The organism is Vandammella animalimorsus, assembly GCF_002285265.1.
Taxonomy (GTDB): Bacteria; Pseudomonadota; Gammaproteobacteria; order Burkholderiales; family Burkholderiaceae_C; genus Lampropedia.
The window spans coordinates 14,180-35,396 of sequence record NZ_NSJB01000013.1 but is presented as its reverse complement, the minus strand read 5'-3'; the positions used below and the strand labels follow the sequence as shown (position 1 = coordinate 35,396).

The 21,217-nt window shown below is 68.7% G+C and carries 18 protein-coding genes and 1 tRNA gene; 10 read left to right on the top strand and 9 right to left on the bottom strand.

What is annotated here, in order from left to right:
* Positions 1 to 163: 163 nt before the first annotated feature.
* Positions 164 to 1,096 (top strand): DMT family transporter, encoded by a 933-nt coding sequence (locus CK625_RS12195; RefSeq protein WP_095540598.1) that lies wholly within the window; start codon positions 164 to 166, stop codon positions 1,094 to 1,096.
* Between the two features lie 15 nt (positions 1,097 to 1,111).
* On the opposite strand, the gene CK625_RS12190 is transcribed toward CK625_RS12195, so the two are convergent.
* Positions 1,112 to 2,665, bottom strand: a complete 1,554-nt coding sequence (locus CK625_RS12190) for a GTPase domain-containing protein (protein WP_095540597.1) — start codon at positions 2,663 to 2,665, stop codon at positions 1,112 to 1,114.
* A 6-nt stretch (positions 2,666 to 2,671) separates the two neighbouring features.
* Positions 2,672 to 4,156, bottom strand: a complete 1,485-nt coding sequence (locus tag CK625_RS12185; protein WP_095540596.1) for a DUF2868 domain-containing protein — start codon at positions 4,154 to 4,156, stop codon at positions 2,672 to 2,674.
* Between the two features lie 169 nt (positions 4,157 to 4,325).
* Here CK625_RS12185 and folE point away from each other — a divergent pair, with 169 nt between their 5' ends.
* Positions 4,326 to 5,066: a GTP cyclohydrolase I gene (folE, locus tag CK625_RS12180; protein WP_095540595.1), complete on the top strand. Its 741-nt coding sequence runs from the start codon at positions 4,326 to 4,328 to the stop codon at positions 5,064 to 5,066.
* A gap of 91 nt (positions 5,067 to 5,157) precedes the next feature.
* Positions 5,158 to 5,577, top strand: a complete 420-nt coding sequence (locus CK625_RS12175) for a BLUF domain-containing protein (RefSeq protein WP_095540594.1) — start codon at positions 5,158 to 5,160, stop codon at positions 5,575 to 5,577.
* A gap of 11 nt (positions 5,578 to 5,588) precedes the next feature.
* On the opposite strand, the gene hda is transcribed toward CK625_RS12175, so the two are convergent.
* Complete coding sequence (gene hda / locus CK625_RS12170; RefSeq protein WP_095540593.1) at positions 5,589 to 6,341, bottom strand: DnaA regulatory inactivator Hda; 753 nt, start codon at positions 6,339 to 6,341, stop codon at positions 5,589 to 5,591.
* Positions 6,342 to 6,659: 318 nt separating this feature from the next.
* On the opposite strand from hda, the gene purM reads away from it, so the two are divergent.
* Both purM and CK625_RS12160 read left to right on the top strand, forming a co-directional pair.
* Positions 6,660 to 7,712: a phosphoribosylformylglycinamidine cyclo-ligase gene (gene purM / locus CK625_RS12165; protein ID WP_095540592.1), complete on the top strand. Its 1,053-nt coding sequence runs from the start codon at positions 6,660 to 6,662 to the stop codon at positions 7,710 to 7,712.
* 125 nt (positions 7,713 to 7,837) lie between these two features.
* The gene (locus CK625_RS12160; RefSeq protein ID WP_095540635.1) at positions 7,838 to 8,854 is read left to right on the top strand and encodes an AI-2E family transporter; all 1,017 of its coding nucleotides are present in this window, start codon (positions 7,838 to 7,840) and stop codon (positions 8,852 to 8,854) included.
* 92 nt (positions 8,855 to 8,946) lie between these two features.
* Here CK625_RS12160 and CK625_RS12155 read toward each other — a convergent pair whose 3' ends face one another.
* On the bottom strand, positions 8,947 to 9,477 hold the full coding sequence (locus tag CK625_RS12155; protein WP_095540591.1) for an HdeD family acid-resistance protein: 531 nt from the start codon (positions 9,475 to 9,477) through the stop codon (positions 8,947 to 8,949).
* Between the two features lie 251 nt (positions 9,478 to 9,728).
* Here CK625_RS12155 and CK625_RS12150 point away from each other — a divergent pair, with 251 nt between their 5' ends.
* Entirely contained in the window at positions 9,729 to 10,823 is a 1,095-nt protein-coding gene (locus tag CK625_RS12150) for an AI-2E family transporter (RefSeq protein ID WP_095540590.1), read from the top strand.
* A gap of 10 nt (positions 10,824 to 10,833) precedes the next feature.
* Here the strand turns inward: CK625_RS12150 and CK625_RS12145 are convergent, their stop codons facing one another.
* Positions 10,834 to 11,739 (bottom strand): DMT family transporter, encoded by a 906-nt coding sequence (locus CK625_RS12145; RefSeq protein ID WP_172425166.1) that lies wholly within the window; start codon positions 11,737 to 11,739, stop codon positions 10,834 to 10,836.
* Positions 11,740 to 12,025: 286 nt separating this feature from the next.
* Between CK625_RS12145 and CK625_RS12140 the strand changes: the two genes are divergently transcribed.
* Positions 12,026 to 12,616 carry a TetR/AcrR family transcriptional regulator gene (locus CK625_RS12140; protein WP_095540634.1) on the top strand — a complete coding sequence of 197 codons (591 nt, stop codon included), beginning with the start codon at positions 12,026 to 12,028 and terminating at the stop codon, positions 12,614 to 12,616.
* A 47-nt stretch (positions 12,617 to 12,663) separates the two neighbouring features.
* Here the strand turns inward: CK625_RS12140 and CK625_RS12135 are convergent, their stop codons facing one another.
* Both CK625_RS12135 and map read right to left on the bottom strand, forming a co-directional pair.
* Positions 12,664 to 15,366 (bottom strand): [protein-PII] uridylyltransferase, encoded by a 2,703-nt coding sequence (locus CK625_RS12135; protein WP_095540588.1) that lies wholly within the window; start codon positions 15,364 to 15,366, stop codon positions 12,664 to 12,666.
* Positions 15,367 to 15,379: 13 nt separating this feature from the next.
* The gene (gene map, locus CK625_RS12130; RefSeq protein WP_095540587.1) at positions 15,380 to 16,198 is read right to left on the bottom strand and encodes a type I methionyl aminopeptidase; all 819 of its coding nucleotides are present in this window, start codon (positions 16,196 to 16,198) and stop codon (positions 15,380 to 15,382) included.
* A gap of 149 nt (positions 16,199 to 16,347) precedes the next feature.
* Between map and CK625_RS12125 the strand changes: the two genes are divergently transcribed.
* Positions 16,348 to 16,435 (top strand) — tRNA-Ser (locus CK625_RS12125).
* Positions 16,436 to 16,509: 74 nt separating this feature from the next.
* Here the strand turns inward: CK625_RS12125 and fabF are convergent.
* Together fabF and CK625_RS13770 are read right to left on the bottom strand one after the other, a co-directional pair.
* Positions 16,510 to 17,775, bottom strand: coding sequence for a beta-ketoacyl-ACP synthase II (fabF, locus tag CK625_RS12120; RefSeq protein WP_095540586.1), 1,266 nt, complete (start codon positions 17,773 to 17,775; stop codon positions 16,510 to 16,512).
* Positions 17,772 to 18,659: a thioesterase family protein gene (locus CK625_RS13770; protein ID WP_172425165.1), complete on the bottom strand. Its 888-nt coding sequence runs from the start codon at positions 18,657 to 18,659 to the stop codon at positions 17,772 to 17,774. Before CK625_RS13770 ends, fabF begins: the two co-directional genes overlap by 4 nt.
* 75 nt (positions 18,660 to 18,734) lie before the next feature.
* Here CK625_RS13770 and CK625_RS13765 point away from each other — a divergent pair, with 75 nt between their 5' ends.
* Together CK625_RS13765 and argG are read left to right on the top strand one after the other, a co-directional pair.
* A complete protein-coding gene (locus CK625_RS13765) occupies positions 18,735 to 19,730 on the top strand; it encodes a GlxA family transcriptional regulator (protein ID WP_143326275.1) in 996 nt (331 codons plus the stop codon).
* Positions 19,731 to 19,852: 122 nt separating this feature from the next.
* Positions 19,853 to 21,205 carry an argininosuccinate synthase gene (argG, locus tag CK625_RS12110; protein ID WP_095540584.1) on the top strand — a complete coding sequence of 451 codons (1,353 nt, stop codon included), beginning with the start codon at positions 19,853 to 19,855 and terminating at the stop codon, positions 21,203 to 21,205.
* The last annotated feature ends 12 nt before the right edge of the window (positions 21,206 to 21,217 follow it).

Sequence of the window (21,217 nt, the reverse complement as noted above, 5' to 3'; positions counted from 1 at the left end):
GTGAAATATGCCTGACGACCCAGGCTGCGGCATGATGCACGTCCACCTGCTTTTCTGCTTTCCTGCTCTCCTTCTGCGGTGGGGGCTTGTGCCTCTGCCCTCAAGGCCTTGACAGCGCGCGCCGCCGTGCGCCTGCCCTGCGGGCGCTTTGCCGCCATTGCCGATGCTTCGCTTTTCTTCTTCCCCCCGTTTGCTGGCCTATGGCTGCCTGGCGTCCTCGATGGCTTTGGTGGGCAGCTATGTGGCCTTGTCCAAGCCTTTGGCGGCGGTGTTTCCGGTGCTGCTGCTGGCCTGGCTGCGCTTTGGCATTGGCGCGTTGGCGATGCTGCATTGGCTCAAAAGGCCGCCGCATGAGCCGCCGATGACGCGCCAGACCCGCTGGCTGCTGTTCTGGGAGTCGTTTCTGGGCAATTTCCTGTTCACGCTGTGCATGATTTCGGGTGTTCGGCTCAGCGGTGCCGTGGCGGCCGGGGTCATCATGGCCGCCATCCCTGCGGCGGTGGCGTTGCTGTCCTGGGTGCTGCTGCGCGAGCGCGTGGCGCCACAAGTCTGGGCGGGCGTGGCCAGCGCCGTGCTGGGCATCGGCCTGCTGGCCACGGCCCCCGATGCCGCGTCGCCAGCGCAGCAGGCCATGCCGCGCGGCCAGTGGGCCTGGCTGGGCCATCTGCTGTTGCTGGGGGCGGTGCTGTGCGAGGCCAGCTATGCCGTCATTGGCAAGAAGCTCACCGCCAGCCTGACGCCACGGCGCATCAGCGCGCTGATCAACCTGTGGGGTTTTGTACTGAGCCTGCCATTTGGGCTGTGGCTGGCCTGGGGCTTTGACTTCCGCACCGTCGGCCCAGGTCTTTGGCTGCTGCTGGTGTTCTATGCCCTGGCGGCCTGCATGTGGACGGTCTGGCTGTGGATGACGGGGCTGCGCAGCGTGCCGGCCGCGCAGGCGGGCGTATTCACGGTGTTTCTGCCCATCAGCGCGGCGCTGGTCGGGGTGCTGGTGCTGGGCGAGCGCATGGCCGCGCTGCAGTGGGCGGCATTGGGCCTGGCATTGCTGGGGGTGGTGCTGGCCACCTGGCCGGCGCGCGGGCCAAGCCCCGCATGAAAACGGGGCCCTGGCTCAGTGGCGGATGCGCTGCTGCACCGGCGGCGGGTACAGGGCCTGCAGCGTGTCCATGGCGATTTCGCTGATGCAGGCCTGCAGCGCGGCCCGGGCATCGGGCATGGCATTGGCCGGGTCGTGGCCGCCGGCGGCAGGGGCGGCATCGCCGTCGTCGTCGCCTGCGCGCAGGCGCTGCCAGATGGCGTGCAGCTGGGGCAGGCGCGGCTGCAGCTGCTGGGCCAGAGTGTCGTTCCAGTGTGCCGGGGTTTGCGTCTCGGTGAACAGGCCGCGGCCGCGGCCGAAGTGGGCGATGGCCAGGTATTGCAACAGGCTGCCGTGCAGCAGGGCGTCGAGGAATTCTTCCGAGAGCGTGACCTGGTGCTCGTTGTGCGCGCGCAGCTTGTTCAGGCCCAATGCTGCGCCGGCGAAGGCCGCAGCGCCGGCCAGCGCGCCCAGCACGGCGCCCATGCCCATGCTCAGGCCCCCGGTGGCCAGGTCGGCGCCCAGACCGCCAGCGGCCCCGCTGCCCAGGGCCCCCCACAGGCCCATGCGCCGCATGTCCAGCGGTTGCTGCACGGTGAAGTGGCTGCTGAGCTGCTCGCGGATGCTTTGCCCGGCGCGGCCATCGAGCCGGTGCAGCTGCAGCAGGGCTTCGTGGCAGCGCTGCTCCTGGCGCTGCACCTGCAGCAGCAGTTGCTGCATGGCCTGCTGCTCGGCGGCCTCGGGGGCCGAGGTCGCGCCGGGCTGCAGGATTTTCTTGATGCCGCCCCAGGGCAGGCCGCCGCCGCTGGCCTGGGCCACGGGCTGGCGGGCCTGCGCGGCTTCGATCAGCAGCGCGGCGATGTGCTGCATGCTGTCGGCAAAGCGTTGTTGGTTGGCGCTCTCCCAGGCGCTGACCAGGCGCTGGTAGCCCGGCTGCTTGGCCGCAGGCAGCAGCGGCTGCACGAGGTGCAGCAGGCGCTGTTCATGGATCCAGCTGCGGGTGAAGGCATCGAGCGCGAGCACGCCCTGCACCATGGGCGCGTAGCGCGCCAGGGCCGATGACCACAGGCGCAGGTCGGCATCTTGCTGGGCGATGGTTTGCGGCGCGCCCAGTTGGTTGAGCAGCACGATGGCGGGCTTGCCCAGCCAGCGCAGCAGGTGCATTTCGGCGTCCAGGTAGCCGACGTCGTCCGGATGTTCGGCCGCATTGACCAGATACAGCACCACGTCGGCGCTGTCGCGCGCCGCGCGCAGGGCGTGCTGGCTCATCCAGAAGGGCTTGTCGCGCCAGCGGTCCCAGATGTTGCTGAGAAACCAGCCGATGGGGTTGGATTGCTGCTGCAGGCGCTGGTGCAGCCGCACCGAGTCGCCAAAGCCGGGCGTGTCCCACAGCGTCAGCGTGTCGCCCTCGCTGGTGCGCACCAGCACGTGGGAGTCGGCCGAATCGGTGACGTGCGCGGCGTCGCGGATGTCGCCCACGTCCTGCCCCAGCAGGGTGCGCAGCAGCGTGGTCTTGCCGATGTTGGTGTGCGAGATCAGGCACAGCTGGACGTGGGTTCCGGGGGCGATGGCAATGACATCCTGGGCCATGCGGTGTTATCTCCTGGGCAGGTCTGTGCCAATGAACTCGGCGTGCAGCCCGTGGTGCTCGACGAAGGTTTGCCACAGGTGGCAGCGCTCGGCCAGGCGCTGGCGCGCGGCCTCGCCCGGGCCCAGGCGCTGGGCCAGCTCGTGGCCATACAGCCAGACGCTGCGCGCCCCGCTCACGTGGGCATCGAACTGGCGCAGCACGCTGCCATGGGTTTCTTCCTCCGGGGTGGCCGAGAGGTTGAACAGCAGCGCCTGCAGGCTGGGGGTGTGCGCCTCGAGCGTGTTTCTGAAATAGTTGCCGCCTTGGCTCGCTTGCTCGCCATAGGCCAGGGTCGGGCCGAAATGCAAGTGGGCGGCGGCGCCGAATTGCTGCTGCACGAAGTGCCGCAGGCGCTGCTGGCGGGCCTCGTCCAGCGACATGCTGAAGGGCAGTACCAGAATGTGCGTGGCATCGCTGGAGAAATCGCGCACCAGGCCCTGGAAGTAGGGCTCGGCCAGCGGCAGGTGCAGCGCGCGCGACTGGCGCAGCGCCGCGCTCCAGTGCCAGGCCGCCAGCAGCAGGCGCGGCACGACCACCACCAGGGCCAGCAGCAGGCTGTAGGCCATGATCCATTGCTGGCCGCTTTGCTGCTGGCCGGCCGGCCAGGCCTGCAACCGCTCGATCTGCTCGAGCGACCAGGGGGCCATGCCCAGCAGCTGCTGGGCCGGCCAGCTCAGCGCATTGGCCAGGGCCTGCATCTGCGGCGCGCTCAGCCAGGTGCTCTCCCAGCCGATGCGGTATTCCACGAACATGCCCGTCACCCACATGGCGGCAATCATGCCCAGCGCCAGGGCGGCGGCGCCCAGGTGCAGCCAGGCGCGCAGCAGCCGGGCCTGGCGCGCCTGGCGGTAGGGCGTCCAGTCCTGCACAAAGCGCTGATAGACCTCGCGCAGGCGCTCGTCCTGCATGGCCAGGGTGCTGCGCGACCACCAGCGCAGCGCCGGCTCCCAGGGCGCATTGGCCGGCGCAGCTGCGGCCGGTGCTGGGCGCGGCCGCCGCAGCCGCCGCAATCGCCACAGGCTGCGCAGCAGGCCGCTGGCGTACAGCAGCAGATTCCAGCCGACGATGGCCAGCAAGGGCAATGCCACCAGGTTGAGGCGGTGGGGCTGGCCCAGTTTCTCGCTGGCAAAGCCCAGCAGCAGGGCCAGCACCGGCAGCCACCACAGCCATTGCGCGGCGCGCGGCGGCTTGCGCAAGGCCTGCAGGCCGGGGGCGCGGGCATGGGCCGCTTGCAGCAGATGCTCGGCGCGGCGCACGAGCAGGCGTTCGAGCTGGCGCGGTTGCGCCGCTGCGCCGCTGCGCGGCGTGGGCGCTTCGTGCAGCGCCTTTTCAGTGGCGGCGCGCAGGTCCTGGGCATTGAGCAATGGGGCCGCCGCCGTGCTGGCCGTGTCGGCATGGCGCTGCTCGAGAGCCTTGGCCAACAATACGTCGCGGTACTGTTGTTCGTTCATGGGTGTTGCGGTGGTGCCTGCGCTGCAGGAGGGGGTTGGTGGGGCGGCATGGCAGCGCGGGCCGGGGCGCCATCATCGAATGGGGGGCCAAGCGCTGCCAGGGCAAGCAGGCCGGGCTTTTGCGGGCAATCCTTGACTTATGATAATCGGTCTTTGAAAGCCCAATGCCATGCGCAAAGCCCCGTCTTTTCCCCCGCCAGCGCCCGGTGCGCACCACGATGAGGGCGTGCCCGTCTCCGTCAAGATCCGCGAGCGTCTGAAGGCGCAGCAGCGGCGCTTCAACGCCAACGACAACATTGCCGATTGCATCGAACCCGGAGAGCTGGAGCAGCTGCTCGATGAGGTCGAACAGAAGATGCAGGCCGTGCTCGACAGCATGGTGATCGACACCGAGGGCGACCACAACACCCGCAACACCGCGCGGCGCGTGGCCAAGATGTACCTTGGCGAAGTGTTCAAGGGCCGCTACGTGGCCGCGCCCGAGATCACCGAGTTCCCCAACGCCGAGCGCCTCAACGAGCTGATGATCGTCGGCCCGATCACGGTGCGCAGCGCCTGCAGCCACCACTTCTGCCCGGTGATCGGCAAGGTCTGGATCGGCGTGCTGCCCAATCAGAGCACCAACGTCATCGGCCTGTCCAAGTACGCGCGGCTGGTCGATTGGGTGATGGGGCGGCCGCAGATCCAGGAGGAGGCCGTGGTGCAGCTGGCCGACCTGATCATGGAGCGCACCCAGCCCGACGGGCTGGCCATCGTCATGGAGGCCAGCCACTTCTGCATGTCCTGGCGCGGCGTGAAGGAAATGGACAGCAAGATGCTCAACTCCGTGATGCGCGGTGTGTTCCTCAAGGACGCCAGCCTGCGCCGTGAGTTCCTCTCCCTGATCCCCAACCGCGGCAAGAGCGCCTGAGGCCAGGCGCTTGCGCGGATGCCGCCGTGCCGGCGTGGGCCAGCCGCCCGCGCCCAACTCCACAACCCCGATCCAGCAAAGGAGTGCAGCCATGTTAGTGCAATTGGCCTATGCCAGCCTTGCCGCCCCGGATGCGGCCGCAGCCGTCAGCGCCATTCTGGCCAGCGGGCGCCGGCACAACCAGCAGCAGGGCATCAGCGGGGTGTTGTGCAGCGGCTTTGGCATGTATCTGCAGGTGATGGAGGGCGAGCGCGCCGCCGTCAGCCAGACCTACGCGCAGCTGCTGCAGGACGCCAGGCACCAGCAGGCGCAGCTGCTGTACTGCGAGGAGATCAGCGAGCGCCAGTTCGCCAACTGGCCCCTGGGCCACGTCAAGCTGGAAAAGCTGGGCACGCCGTTTCTGCTCAAGTACGCCGAGCGCCTGCCGCTGACGCCCGGGCAGCTCTCGGCCCCGTCGGTGCGCGCCATGCTGCTGGACTTGGTCGCCACGGCGGCGATTGCCCATAAGTAATCAGCCAGGCTCTAAGTCAGGCCCCTGCCAGCTTCCGGCGCGGCGGGGCTGCGCTGCTCCAGCATCTGGCGCAGCAGCGGGATGGTGATGGCCCGCTGGGTGCGCAGCGCATGCGCATCGAGCTGGGCCAGCAGGGCGCTGAGGCTGGAGAGATCGCGGGCAAAGCGCCCGAGCAGGTACTGCGCCACCTCGTCACTGAGCACCACGCCGCGCTCTTGCGCCTGGCGCTGCAGCACCTGCTGGCGCTGCGTGTCGTTGAGCGGCTGCAGCGCAAAGCCCAGGCCGCTGCCCAGGCGCGAGCGCAAATCCTCGCGCAGCGGCAGATCCACCGGCGGGGCATCGCCGGCGGCCAGCACCCAGCAAGGCGGCCCTTCGCCCGGGTGCGTGGCATTGATGAACCAGTTGAAGGCGCACTGCTGCGTGGCCGGGTCGAACTGCCCGACGTCGTCGAGCAAAATGGCGCGCCAGCGCGGGTCGAACTCCGGCGGCGCGCCGCCCGCAGCCTGCAGCGAGCCGGGCCGCAGCCAGCCCACGGCCAGCCCTGCCTCCTGCAGGGCCTGCGCCACCGATTGCAGCAAATGGCTTTTGCCCGTGCCCGCAGCGCCCCACAAATAGACCGGCAGCGGCGCGCTGGCCGGGGCGGGCGCTGTCAGCTGCGCGATGCCCTCTTGCAGGCACTGCACCGCTGCCTCGTTGCCGCAGGGCTCGAAGCGGGCAAAGCTCGGTTGCGGGGTCAGGCCAATGTCCAGTGCCAGTTGCTCCATGTGGGTGTGGATGTGGGTGTGTGATGTCATTTCACAAGTCCAGCCTCATTCTCAGCCAGCGTTGCCGGCCGGCTTTGCCTTGGAAATGCCATGGGGTGTGGGTAGGGCGCCGTCAAAGGAAAGGGCCTGTGCGCTCTTGGGCGCCCAGCCCTCCCTTAGAATGCGGGCCGATTCTAATGCCCGCCAAGCACGCTGCCGTGTGCTTGGCGGGCTTGCCTTGCCGGGGCTTGGCGCGCTGCGTGTGCGCCGCTGCTCTGGTCTTCCCCCAACGTCCTGCCGCTGGCCTGTTGCCTGGGCCGGCCCGATTGCGTTTCTCCCATGAGCTCCACCCCTTCCAGCGCGCCCAAGCCCCTGACTTACAAAGACGCCGGTGTCGACATCGACGCCGGCGATGCCCTGGTCGATCGCATCAAGCCCCTGGCGCGCAAGACCTTGCGCGAAGGCGTGCTGGGCGGCATCGGCGGCTTTGGCGCGCTGTTCGAGGTGCCCAAGAAGTACCAGGAGCCGGTGCTGGTCAGCGGCACCGATGGCGTGGGCACCAAGCTCAAGCTGGCTTTTGAGTGGAACATGCACGAGAGCGTGGGCATCGACCTGGTGGCCATGAGCGTGAACGATGTGCTGGTGCAGGGCGCCGAGCCGCTGTTCTTCCTGGACTACTTTGCCTGCGGCAAGCTGGACGTGGACACGGCCGCTGCCGTGGTCGGCGGCATTGCGCGCGGCTGCGAGCTCTCGGGCTGCGCGCTGATCGGCGGCGAGACGGCGGAAATGCCCGGCATGTACCCCGAGGGCGAGTACGACCTGGCCGGCTTTGCCGTGGGCGTGGTCGAGAAGTCGAAGATCCTTGACGGCAAGCAGATCGCCGCGGGCGACGTGGTGCTGGGCCTGGCCAGCAGCGGCGTGCACTCCAATGGCTTTTCGCTGGTGCGCAAGTGCATCGACCGCGCCGGCAGCCAATTGCCGGCCACGCTCGATGGCAAGCCCTTCCGCGAGGCGGTGATGGCGCCCACGCGCCTGTATGTGCGCAGCGTGCTGGCCGCGCTGGCGCAGCACCCCATCAAGGGCCTGGCGCACATCACCGGCGGCGGCCTGCTGGAGAACATCCCCCGCATCCTGCTCGATGGGCTGGGCGCGCAATTGCAGGCGGGCAGCTGGCCGCAAAGCGAGCTGTTTGCCTGGCTGCAGGCCACGGCCGGCATCGACGACGTGGAAATGAACCGCACCTTCAACAACGGCATCGGCATGGTGCTGGTGGTCGCGCCCGAGCAGGCCCAGGCCGTGGCCCAGACGCTGCAGGCGCAGGGCGAGACGGTGTACACCATTGGCCGCATCGTGCCGCGCGATGCCGGCTTTGCGGCCGTGACCGTGGTTTGAAGAACGTGCAGCCGCCCAGCGCCCCTTCCTCGATGCCCGCGCCCGCACCCGTGCCTGCGGCGGCGCAGCCGGCCATTCACGGCGCGCCGCCGGTGGCCAGCGCCGGGCTGGACAGCCACGTGGCCATGCCGATCCGCGCGGCCAGCTACGCGCTCATGGCCGCGGGCCTGTTGCTGGTCATGGTCGTGGGGGTCTTGCCCGGGCTGCTGGCCGCCTGCCTAGGGTTCTTGCTCACGCGCTGGCTCAACACCTTGCTGGTGCGCCTGGTGCGCCTGCGCTGGCGGCATCCGCCGGCCAGCGTGCTGCGCTGGATGTCCAGCCTGGCCTGCACGCTGGTCATCATCGGCCCGCTGCTGGTGCTGTTCCTCACGCTCAGCCGCTACCGGGGCGTGCTGCTGACTGCGCCGCACCAATTCACCGAGCTGACCGACTACGTGGCGCGCGTGGTGCTGGAGTTCCGCAGCAATTTGCCCGAGGACATCGCCAGCATGCTGCCGGCCGAGGCCGAGGACTTTCAGCGCACGGTGGCCTTTTACCTCTGGTCCAAGGCGGCGGCCATGGCCAATGCAGGGCGGGTGTGGCTGCTGGGCTTTTTGTACGCCTACGTGGGCCTGCTCATCGGCGCGCTGGCCGCCGTGCGGGTGCACACCAGCTGGCACGCGCCGCTGACCGACGCTCTGAAGCTGCGCGTGGCGCGCTTTGGCGAGGCATTCCGGCAAATCGTCACGGCCCAGTTCTGGATCGCCAGCTTCAACACCGTGCTCACGGCGCTGTTTTTGCTGGTGATCCTGCCGCTGTTTGGCATGGAGCTGCGCTACACCCCGGCGCTGATCACGCTGACCTTCGTGGCCGGGCTGGTGCCCATCGTCGGCAACCTGCTGTGCAACGTCGTCATCACGCTGGTGGGGCTGTCGGTCTCGCCAATGACGGCCCTGGCCTGTCTGGCCTTTCTGGTGCTGATCCACAAGGCCGAGTACTTCATCAACGCCAAGGTGGTCGGGCAGAAGACGCACATCGCCGTGTGGGAGCTGCTGGCCGTGATGTTCCTCAGCGAGGCCTTGTTCGGCCCGGCTGGCCTGGTGGCCGCGCCGCTGTTCTATGCCTACCTGAAGAAAGAGCTCGAAGCGGCGCGATTGGTGTAAACAACTTGCGCGCCCTTTGCCCAGGCGCAACGCAAGCCCTCAGCGCCTGTTCAAGGCGTTGCCGGCCGCGCCAAGGTCTTGCGCAGGCGCTTTCAGCGCAGCCGCGCCAGCAAGGCCTTGCGCATCAGCGCCAGCATGATCAGCGCCACGCCATTGGCGATCAGCTCGATGGCCAGGAACAGGCCCAGCACAACGGCGGCCGATTGGGGAAAGCCGCTGAAGATCATGCCGGCCAGCACCAGCGACAGCAGGCCCGACAGCAGCAGCGCCCAGCGCGCCGGGCTGCTGGGCTGGCGCAGCGCGAAAGCGATGCGCAGCACGCCGCTGACGATCAGGATGACGCCCACCACCACGGTCAGCGAGACGATGCCGCTCAGTGGCTTGGCCAGCAGCTCGATGCCCATGATCAAGGCCACCAGCCCGAGCAGCACGCTCATCAGGCGGCCGCCCTTGCCGCGCTCGCGCAGCGCCGAGAGCAGGGCCACGGCCCCCACGGCCACGAAGGTCCAGCCCACCAGCAGCTCGGCCGTCAAGGTGGCGGCAAACGGGTTGAACAAGGCCAGCACGCCGCCCAGCAGCGACACCAGACCGGCAAACAGCCAAAACCACCATGCGGACGTCATCTGTCTTCTCCTCTTGAAATCAATGGATGGCCCCAAGCGCGCCATCCCATCACATGCTCTGGAGGCGCTGGGCACGGGCTGCAGCAAAGGCCGCACAACGCCTGCGGGGCAGGCCCGCATTCTGCGGCAAAACCCGCGCCGGCCCTGTCGCGTGCTGGCTGCGCGCCGGCTGCTTGCCATCGTGCGGCCGGCGCGCAAAACCGCGTATGCTGCGCCAGCGTTAGGAATGATCGACCACTGTGGGATGCACCATGACTTCTTCCGCGCCTGCGCGCCCCTTGCAAACCTTGGTTCATGCGCTCTTGCTGACCATCATGATTGGCTGGCTGCTGCATCTGGGCCAGGGCGTGCTGACGCCGATTCTGGTGGCCCTGATCGCCGTCTACATCCTGGTGACGGCGGCCGATTGGCTGGGGCGCCTGCCCGGGCTGCGGCGCTGGCCCGCCTGGGCGCGGCGCACGCTGGTGCTGCTGGGCTTTGTGACGCTGGTCGTGACCCTGATCAACATCATCGTGGGCACGGCCGAGAGCGTGCTGGCCGCCGCGCCGCGCTACCAGGCCAATCTGGAGCAAATCTTCACGCGCATCACCACGGCGCTGGAGCTCGACCAGGAGGCCAGCTGGCGCAGCATCCGCAGCGCCACGGTGGACAAGCTCAACCTGCAGGCCCTGCTGGGCCGCGCCCTGGGCTCGGTGGGGGCCCTGCTCAGCCTGAGCCTGCTGGTGATCATCTACATGGCTTTTTTGCTGGGCGAGCGCGGCCGCTTTGCGCACAAGCTGGCCGTGGCCATGTCCGGCGCGGGCGCGCAGCAAACGCAGCAAATCATCCGCGAGGTCAACAGCCGCATTGGCGACTACCTGGCCACCAAGACGCTGATCAACGTCGTGCTCGGCGGCCTGTCCTTTGCCGTGATGTGGTGGTTCGGCGTGGACTTTGCGCTGTTCTGGGCGCTGATCATTGCCTTGCTGAACTACATCCCCTATGTCGGCTCGTTCCTGGGCGTGTGCTTTCCGGTGCTGCTGACGCTGGCGCAATTTGGCTCGCTGCAGACCACGCTGACCGTGGCCGCCTTGCTGACGGCGGCGCAGCTGTACGTGGGCAACGTGCTGGAGCCGCGCACCATCGGCCGCCAGGTCAACCTCTCGCCGGTGGTCGTGCTGGTGGCCCTGTCGCTGTGGTCCAGCCTGTGGGGCATTGCCGGCGCCATCCTGGCCATCCCCTTGACGGCCATGCTGGCCATCATCCTGGCCGCATTCCCCGGCACGCGGCCGCTGGCCATCTTGCTGGCCGACGACGTGCAGGTGTTCGAGCAGCAAGAGCGCACCGCCGCAGCGCGGCTGCAATGAGGCGCCACAATCAGCGCGCCGGCGGCGGCGCTGGCCGCGCCCTGAACAAGGCCACGCCCATGCCCAGCGTCACCAGCAGCAGGCCGGCGATGGTGGCCGGCGCCGGTTGCTCATGCAGGAACAGCGCGGCAATCACCGTGGCCAGGCCCGGCACCAGTGCGGCAAACAGGCTGCCCACGGCCGGGCCCAGCAGCAGCACCGCCTGGCTGTACAGGTACAGGGCCAGGATGGAGACGAACAAGCCCTGATAGACGATGTGCGGCAGCAGCAATTGCCACGGCTGCGCCAGCAGGGCCAGGCCCTTGGCGTGCAGGTACAGCGGCGCAAACACCAACATGGACAGCACCGAGACGATGGCCGTGGCGTGAAAGGCCGAGCGGCACAGCGCCTTGGCGGTGACGGTGTACACGGCCCACAGCAAGCCACCCAGCAGGAACAGGCCATAGGCCTGCGCCGCGCCCAGGCCTGCCGTGCGCATGCTGTGCAGCGCCACGGCCGCCATGCCGATGACGATCAGCGCAATGCCCAGCCATTCGCTGCGGCGCAGCCGGGTGCGCAGCAGCATCATGGAAATGGCCAGCGAGAACACGATCATGCTGGCCGGCACGATGGAGGCGAACTGCTCCACCGGCGCCTGGCGCAGCCCCTGCGCCACCACCAGCATGTAGGGCGCGCCAATGCCCAGCACCATCAGCGCCAGGCCCCACCAGGGGATGCCGCCCAGGCCCTTGCGCAGCAAAAAGGGCGCCAGCAACAGGCCGGAGAAGAAGTAGCGGATGAACACGATGTCCAGCGCATCCAGCGGCGAATAGGCCACGCCCAGGCGCGTCATCACCGGGAAGGCGCCCCAGATCAGCGCCGAGCCCACGCCGCAGGCCACGCCCAGCCAGAAGCGCCCGGGCTGCTCGGCAGGCATGGCAGAGGCGTGCGCAGCGGCGGCCCCGGGCGACTTGCCGTGTGGCCCATCTCCACCAGGGCTGTGGCCTGTGCCCGGCATGTCGGCCTGGCCCGCAGCGCCTGCGGCGCCTGCTGGCTGCCGGGCTCGTGCAGCGCATTGCTTGGTTTGCATCATCAGGGCCTTTCGCCGCCGCTGCGGCCTTGTCTTGATACGATGGGCCCGGCCGCGCCTTGCGCAGCCGGGCTGGCTTTGATGTTTGACAGTGTTGTCAATTTTGACGGGTGTGTCAAGAAAGGGAAATCGCTTGAGCGGCGTACGACAGTTTGACGAGGCGGCCATCGTGCCCCGGATGCTGGAGGTGTTTCGCGCCAAGGGCTGGCAGGCCAGCTCGATGCAGGACTTGGCGCAGGCCAGCCAGGTGCAGCGCGGCTCGCTCTACCACGCCTTTGGCAGCAAGCAGGCGCTGTTCTTGCGCGCCTTCGATCTGTATGCGCAGCGTTTCGAGCGCAAGCTGCACACGGCCTGGCGCGCAGGCGCTGCCGATGACGCGGGCAGTGCCGCGGCGGTGCTGCAGGGCTTTTTTGACGTGGCGCTGTCCAACATGTGCGGCCGGCCGGCGCATGGCTGCCTGACCACGCGCACGGCCATGGAGCTGCAGGCGGCCGACGGCCCGATCCGCCAGCGCCTGCAGCAGTTCCTGCTGGGCCTGCAGCAGCTGCTGGCCCAGCGGCTGGACAGCCCGGAGCTGCGTGGGCAGTTGCGCCTGCCGCCGCAGGCCACGGCCCAGGCCGTGCTGACCTTCACCCGCGGGCTGGCGGTGATGGAGCGCATCCAGCGCGAGCGCGCGCAACTGCAGGCGCAGGCGCAGGTGTTCGTGCAGTTGCTGCTGCGCTGATGGCCGCTGCGCGGCCTGTCAGGGGCGCAGCGCAAAGGCGGCCGTGCTCAGCCGAGCTGGCATTGCGCCATCAGCGCGCGCTCCAGCTCCTGCTGCAGTTGTGGATCGCGCAAGGCCTGGCCGCGGATGAGGAAGCTGTCCTCGGCGCGCTCGCCCAGGGTGCTGATCTTGGCCAGCAGGATGTCGAGTTGCCATTGCGCCAGCGTCCAGGCAATGCCGTAGAGCAGGCCGGGGCGGTCAGCGGCGGAGATGGACAGCAGCCAGTTCTCGGCCTTGTCGTCGGGCTCCAGCCGGATGCGGGTGTTGACTGGGAAGTGGCGCGCGCGCCGCGAGGCGCGCCGCGCACGCGGCGGGGGCAGGGCGGCGGCGCGCTGCAGGTACTGCGCCAGGGCTCGCTCCACATGCCGCGCGTGCGCCGGGGCGCTGCCCGGCTCCTCGGCCTGCGCCTGGGCCAGCTCGATCTGGAAGCTGTCCAGCGCATAGCCATCGCGCGTGGTGTGGATGCGCGCGTCGAGGATTTCATACTCGGCCTGATCGAAGTAGCTGGCGATGCGGGCGAACAAATCGCTTTGATCGGGCGCGTGAATGGTCACCTGCAGGCCTTCGCCCAGGGCCGATTGGCGCGCCAGCACCTGCGGCGCTTGAGTCACTTGCTCCGCTTGCGGGCTGGCGGTGGTGGTGGCCAGGTGGCGCGCGTGCCAGGCCAGCTCATCGGCGCTGTGGCGGATGAAGTAGCCAAAGTTCAGGCGCTGCCAGAAGGCGTCGAGCTGCGCTGGCGTGGGCGCGTCGGCGGCGCTGCCCTGGCCCAACAGGGCGCGGGCCTCGTCCTTGCGGCGCTCGGTCTCGGCGTGCGGGTCGGGCCGGTTGCCGCCCAGCAGGCGCGCGGTGGCGCGGTACAGGTCTTCGAGCAGCTTGCCCTTCCAGGCGTTCCAGACCTTGGGGCTGGTGCCGCGGATGTCGGCCACGGTCAGCAGGTACAGCGCGGTCAGGCGGCGCTCGTTGCCCACGCGCTGGGCGAAGGCGGCGATCACGTCCGGATCGCTCAAATCCTGCTTTTGCGCCACCTGGCTCATGATCAGGTGCTGCTGCACGAGAAAAACGATCAGGTCGGCATCGGCGCGGGCAATGCCGTGCTGGCGGCAAAAGCGCCGCGCGATGCGCGCGCCGATTTCCGAATGGTCGCCGCCGCGGCCCTTGCCGATGTCGTGCAGCAGCGCCGCCAGGTACAGCAGCCAGGGCTTGTCCCAGCCGGCGGCCAGGCTGGAGCAGTACGGGTACTCGTGCGCATGCTCGGCCATGAAAAAGCGCCGCATGTTGCGCACCACCATCAGCGTGTGCTGGTCTACGGTGTAGACGTGAAACAGGTCGTGCTGCATTTGCCCGACGATGCGGCGAAAGGCCCACAGGTAGCGCCCCAGCACCGAGGTGCGGTTCATCAGCCGCAGCGCGTGGGTGATGCCCTCGGGCTGCTCGATGATGTGCATGAACAGCGCGCGGTTGACGCTGTCGCGCCGGAACGCGGCATCCATCACGTGGCGCGAGTTGTACAGCGCGCGCAGCGTGCGCGCCGAGAGGTCCTTGAGGCCGACCTGGGTCTGGTAGAGCAAAAAAGTTTCCAGAATGGCGTGCGGCTCGCGCTCGTACAGGTCGTCGCTGGCCACCTCGATCATGCCGCCCTTGTCGAAAAAGCGCGCATTGATCGGGCGCAGCTGGTGCGCGCCGGGGTTGAGGCGCTCCTCGATGTTCAGCAGCAGGATCTGGTTGAGCTGGGTGACGGCCTTGGCGCACCAGTAGTACTGGCGCATCAGCTGCTCGCTGGCGCGCATGGGCAGGCGCTGGCCCTGGCGGCTTTCGGAGCGGTAGCCAAACAGCGCGGCCAGGTGGTGCTGCAGGTCAAACAGCAGCCGGTCTTCGTGCCGGCCCGAGACGGCATGCAGCCGCGCGCGCATCAGGCTGAGCTCGGCCTCGCGCGCGCGCAGGGCGCGCGCCTCGATGGCCGTGGCGATGCCGTTGGCGGCCAGCTCCTGCCAGCTGCTGCCCAGGCCCGCGGCGCGCGCCACCCACAGGATGAGGTGCAGATCGCGCAGCCCGCCGGGCGACTCCTTGCAATTGGGCTCCAGCGCGTAGGGCGTGTTGGCATGGCGGGCGTGGCGCTGGCGCATCTCCAGCAGCTTGGCGCGCAAAAACACCAACGCATCCAGCCCCTGGGCAAAGCGCTGCTGAAACTGCTCGAACTGCGCCGCATCGCCCGCGAGCAGGCGCGCTTCGAGCAAGGCCGTCTGCAGGCTCAGATCCTGCTGGGCATCGGCCATGGCCTGGCTGGCGCTGCGCACGCTGAAGCCGATCTCCAGCCCCACGTCCCAGCAGTTGCTGACCAATTGCTCGATGGCGCTTTGCAGCCGGGCGTCGCTCTCGGGCTCCAGGCCTTCGGGGGCCAGCAGCAGCAAGTCGATGTCCGAGCCCGGAAACAGGCTGCGGCGCCCATAGCCGCCCACGGCCAGCAGGGCAAAGTCCGCAGGCAGCGCGCAGTGCTGCCACAGTTGCAGCAGCAGCGCATCGGTGGCATCGCTGAGCTGGCGCAGCAGCGTCTGGATGCGCCGCGCCGGCCGGCCGGGGCGCAGCAGCTCGACCACGATGGCCTGCTTGCAATGCTGATGGCGCGTGCGCCACTGGGCCAGCTGGGCCGGCGTGGCCGGCGCTGCGGTGGATGCCTTGGCAGGTGCGGGCGCTGGGGCGGCAGGGCGGGGCATGGGCCAGAGGCGCTCAGGTTTTGGTGGCCTTGACGAAATCTGGCGGCGGCGGCGAGCCCGCAGACAGCGTCAGCACCTCATAGCCCGTGGGCGTGACCAGCACCTGGTGCTCCCACTGCGCCGTCAGGCTGCGGTCCTTGGTGACGATGGTCCAGCCATCGTTGCCAAAGGCTTTGACCTCGCGCCGGCCCAGGTTGAGCATGGGCTCGATGGTGAACACCATGCCCGGCTCCAGCAGCTCCATGGTGCCAGGGCGGCCATAGTGCAGCACCTGCGGGTCTTCATGGAAATTGCGGCCGATGCCGTGGCCGCAGTACTCGCGCACCACCGACAGGCCATGCCCCTCGGCAAACTTCTGGATTGCATGGCCCACGTCGCCCAGGCGGTTGCCGGGCTTGACCTGCAAGATGCCCAGCCACATGGCCTCGAAGGTCAGGCGGCACAGCCGCCGCGCGGCGATCGAAACCTCGCCGACCTCGAACATGCGGCTGTTGTCGCCATACCAGCCCTCGGCCGTGATGACGGTCACGTCCACGTTCAGGATGTCGCCCTTTTTCAGCGGCTTGTCGTTGGGGATGCCGTGGCAGACCACGTTGTTGGGCGAGGTGCAGACCGAGCCCGGATAGGGCGGGTAATCGGCCGAAGGCTGGTAGCCCAGCGTGGCCGAGCGCGTGCCCTGGCGCGCCATGCACTCGGCAGCCAGCCGGTCGATCTCGCGCGTGGTGATGCCGGGCTGCACATGGGGGGTGATGAAGTCGAGCACTTCCGAGGCCAGGCGGCAGGCCTGGCGCAGACCGGGAAAGTCCGCTTCCGATTTGATGATGATGGACATGGCGCGCGATTATCCCACCGGCCAATGCCGCTCCCGATGGGGCCCAGGGGTGGCGCAATTCGCCCTTAGAATACGCCGCTTCACGGCAGACTGCGCCCCGGTGCAGCAGCCCGCCGCCAGCGGCGGTTGCGGCCTTTGGAACATTTGCTGGAAGAGTGGCAGAGCGGTTGAATGCACCGGTCTTGAAAACCGGCGATGGGCGACCATCCGTGGGTTCGAATCCCACCTCTTCCGCCAATGGAAAAACCAAGTGATGAGCGTCACTTGGTTTTTTTGTGGCCTCTGCGCTGGCGGTTTCTTTGGGCAGGCGCTTATTGGTATTTCCTGAACAGGATGCTGGCATTGACGCCGCCGAAGCCGAAGCCGTTGGACATGGCGTGATCGATGCGCATGCGGCGCGCGGCGGCACCGACGATGTCCAGGCCCTCAGCCTCGGCGTCGGGCCGCTGCAGGTTGAGCGTGGGCGGGGCGATCTGGTCGCGGATGGCCAGTGCGGTGAAGATGGCTTCCACGCCGCCTGCGGCGCCCAGCAGGTGGCCGGTGGCGGACTTGGTGGCGGAGATGGCCGGGCCGGCTGCGCCGCCGAAGACAGCGCGGATGGCGCGCAGCTCGCTGCAATCGCCCACGGGGGTGGAGGTGGCGTGGGCATTGAGGTGCTGCACCTCGGCCGGGGCGATGCCAGCTTGCTGCAGCGCCAGTTGCATGGCGCGCCGCGCGCCGCTGCCGTCCTCGGGCGGCGAGGTCATGTGGTGGGCATCGGCGCTGGTGCCGTAGCCGACCAGCTCGACGATGGGGCTGGCGCCGCGCTGCAGCGCGTGTTCCAGGCTTTCGATGACCAGCAGGCCAGCGCCTTCGGCGATGACAAAGCCATCGCGCGCCTGGTCGAAGGGGCGCGAGGCCAGGCGCGGCCTGTCGGCAAAGCCGGTGGACATGGCCCGGGCGGCGGCGAATGCGCCGATGCTGACGCGGTCGATGCAGGCCTCGGCGCCGCCGCACAGGGCGATGTCCGCCTCGCCCGTGCGGATCAGCCGCGCGGCATCGCCAATGGCCTGCACGCCGGCGGCGCAGGCCGTGACCGGGGCGCCCAGCGGCCCCTGAAAGCCGTGCTGGATGGAGACGGCGCCGGCGGCCATGTTGGCGAGAAAGCTGGGGATGGTAAATGGCGAGAGGCGGCGCGGGCCGCGCGATTGGGTGGTGCGCACGGCCTCGGCGATGGCGCCGAAGCCGCCAATGCCCGATGCGATGACCGAGGCCGTGCGCTGCCTCTCCTGCTCATTGTCAGGTTGCCACTTGGCTTGCGCCAGCGCCTGCCGTGCGGCGTGCAGGGCAAAAAGGATGAAGCGATCCATCTTGCGCTGATCTTTGGGCTCTGCCGCCCAGTCGGGGTCAAAGCCTGCCGGGCATTGGGCCGAGCGCTCGGGCACCAGCCCGGCCACCTTGGCGGCAATGCCTTCGGTGGTCTGCGGCGGCAGGCAGGCCAGGCCACTGTGGCCAGCCAGCAGGCTGGCCCAGGCATGCTGCACATCGCACCCCAAGGGGGACACGATGCCCATGCCCGTGACGACGATGCGTTTCATGCGACTCCTGTGGCAGTGGGATGTGCGGTGCCTTGGCCGCGCGCGGCGGTTTGCGCGTCGGGCGCGGCCTGGGGCGCAGGGGGCTGCAGCACGCGCAGCTGCTCGGCCGAGCCCAGGTGCGCGCCGCCTGGGGCCCAGGCGTGCAGGCGCTCGAGCAGCCAGCCTTGGCTGTGGCACACATCGGTGCGGGCGTGCAGCAGCACCCAGGGCGAGTCAGCTTGCGCCAGGCCGCTGCCGGGCGTGACCGAAAAGGTGACGGTGGGCAAGGGCTGCAGCGCATGCAGCATGGCCCCATAGGAGGGGGCCAGCGCGTCCATCAGCACCACCAGCCGGGCCGCGTCGGGCGGCAGCTCGTCATCGGTGATGCGCAGCCAGGCCATGAGCTGCGGCTCGGCTGCGCCGCTGTAGGGCCGCGCATGGCCCACGGGCCGGATTTCGGTATGGCGCGCAAAGGGCACGAATTGCTCTGGCACTTGAAACAGCGGGCATTGCGCCGGCGGCGGCACATCGGGCATGGGCGGGGCGATGGGCTGTGCGCAGGGCGGCCCGGCCTGGGCGAACACGGCGCTGGCCGACAGGGCGGCCTGGCCTTGCTCGATGGCGTGGGCGTCCAGCCACGAGACGGTTTTGCCGTGGGCCGGCTCGGGCACTTGCAGCGTGAAGGCGCTGCGCAGCGCGCGGCGGAACCGGCCCGAGACCTGCTGCAGCGCGCGCCCCTGCGCGCTGGCCTGCATGGCGGCCACCAGCAGGCTCAGGGCCAGGCCGCCATGCAGGCCGCCAAAGCCCCACCAGGAGGGATCGAGCTGCAGTTGCGCCCCAGGGGTTGAGCGGGCATGAATGTGCGCGATCTGCGAGTTCTGCGGGTTCTGATCGATGGGTTTCATGGGCCGCAATGCTAGGCGGTTGACGGCCAGCTGGCTGGTGGCAAGAATGACTATATTCGGTCTATATTTGACAAAATGATTACGCATTTGGTTTTTGACGGCGTCACGGAAAGCAGCCTGGGCATTGGCGTGGACATCGTGGCCTCGGCCGCGCAGCTGGCAGGCGGGCATGGGGCCGCTGCGCCGCATGCTGCGCGGCTGCTGCGCCAGCGCGTGGTCTCGCTCGATGGGCGGCCGGTGCGCTCTGGCGCCGGGCGCAGCATTGCGGTCGATGGCGCGCTGCAGCTGCGCGGCATGGGCGCGGCGGACGTGCTGGTGGTGCCCGGCTGGTTTGCGGCCACTGAAGCCTCGATGCGGCTTTGGCTGGCCGGCGATGAATGCCGCCGGGCTGCAGCGTGGCTGGCGCGCGCTGCGGACCGGCAGGTCATGCTGGCCGCTTCGTGCTCGGCCACGTTCCTGCTGGCCGAGGCGGGGCTGCTCGATGGCCAGCGCGCGACCACGACGTGGTGGCTGGGCGCGGCCTTCGCGCGCCGCTTTCCCGCCGTGACGCTGGAGACCGAGCGGATGGTGGTGCAGGCCCCCGGCGTGCTGACGGCCGGCGCGGCCTTCGCCCATGCCGATTTGATGCTGGCCGTCATCGCGCGCATGGCCAGCGCGACGCTGGCGCAGCGCGTGGCCCGCTATTTGCTGCTCGACAGCCGCCCCTGCCAGTCGCGCTACATGGTGATGGAGCATCTGCGCGTTTGCGACCCTGCGGTGCAAAAGGCCGAGCAGTTCATCCTCAGCAACCTGCAGCGGCAGATCGCGCTGCCCGAGCTGGCGCGCGCTGCGGCCGTATCGCCCAGAACCCTGGCGCGGCGCGTGCACGCGGCGCTGGGCATGACGCCAGGCGCGCTGGTGCAGCGCCTGCGCGTGGCGCATGCGGCGCATCTGCTGCAGACCAGCAATGCCACGGTCGAGGAGGTGGCCGCCCGCGTGGGCTATGCCGATCCGGCCGCGTTTCGGCGCGTGTTCCGGCGCTACGCGGGCGATTCGCCACGGGGTAAACGCTCACACAGTGCCAGCTGGTAGCCCGGGTAGCCAGCGCCGGCGGCCATGGGCGCGCCGCTATAATCGCGCGCCGTGCATTTCTCGGCTTGGCCTGCCAGCGTGAATGGCGGGCTATTTTTTTGGCCCCATTTGGGCAAGCACCCATGTCCAACACCATCTTGCAATCCATTCCCGTCGGCCAGAAGGTCGGCATTGCGTTTTCCGGCGGCCTCGACACCAGCGCGGCGCTGCTGTGGATGAAGCAAAAAGGCGCCCACCCTTACGCCTACACCGCCAATCTGGGCCAGCCCGATGAGGCCGATTACGAAGCCATCCCCAAGAAGGCCATGGCTTATGGCGCCGAGAAGGCGCGCCTGATCGACTGCCGCAAGCAGCTCGTGCACGAAGGCATCGCCGCCATCCAGACCGGGGCCTTTCACATCAGCACCGGCGGCATCACCTACTTCAACACCACGCCGCTGGGCCGCGCCGTCACCGGCACCATGCTGGTGGCCGCGATGCAGGAGGACGACGTCAACATCTGGGGCGATGGCTCGACCTTCAAAGGCAACGACATCGAGCGCTTTTACCGCTACGGCCTGCTGACCAACCCGCGCCTGAAGATCTACAAGCCCTGGCTGGATCAGCGCTTCATCGACGAGCTGGGCGGGCGCAAGGAGATGAGCGAGTTCCTCATCGCCAACGGTTTCGACTACAAGATGTCCACCGAGAAGGCCTACAGCACCGACTCCAACCTGCTGGGCGCCACGCACGAGGCCAAGGATCTGGAGTTCCTCAACACCGGCATCCGCATCGTGCAGCCCATCATGGGCGTGGCCTTCTGGCGCCCGGAGGTGGAGGTCAAGGCCGAAGAAGTCAGCATCCGCTTCGAGGAAGGCGTGCCCGTGGCGCTGAACGGCAAGACCTTCGAGAACAGCGTGGAGCTGATGCTCGAAGCCAACCGCATCGGCGGCCGCCACGGCCTGGGCATGAGCGATCAGATCGAAAACCGCATCATCGAAGCCAAGAGCCGCGGCATCTACGAGGCCCCCGGCATGGCGCTGCTGCACATCGCCTACGAGCGCCTGGTCACCGGCATCCACAACGAGGACACCATCGAGCAATACCGCATCAACGGCCTGCGCCTGGGCCGCCTGCTCTACCAAGGCCGCTGGTTCGATCCGCAGGCCATCATGCTGCGCGAAACCGCCGAGCGCTGGGTGGCGCGCGCCGTCACCGGCGAGGTCACGCTGGAGCTGCGCCGTGGCAACGACTACTCCATCCTCAACACCGAAAGCCCCAACCTGACCTACGCGCCCGAGCGCCTGTCGATGGAAAAGGTCGAGGACGCGCCCTTCAGCCCGGCCGATCGCATCGGCCAGCTGACCATGCGCAATCTGGACATCGTGGACACGCGCGCCAAGCTGGGCATTTATTCGCAAAGCGGCCTGCTCACGCACAGCCACGATGGCGCTGTGCCGCTGCTGGAAAACGCAGCCGGCAAGGCCGGGCGCTGAGCCAGCTGCCGC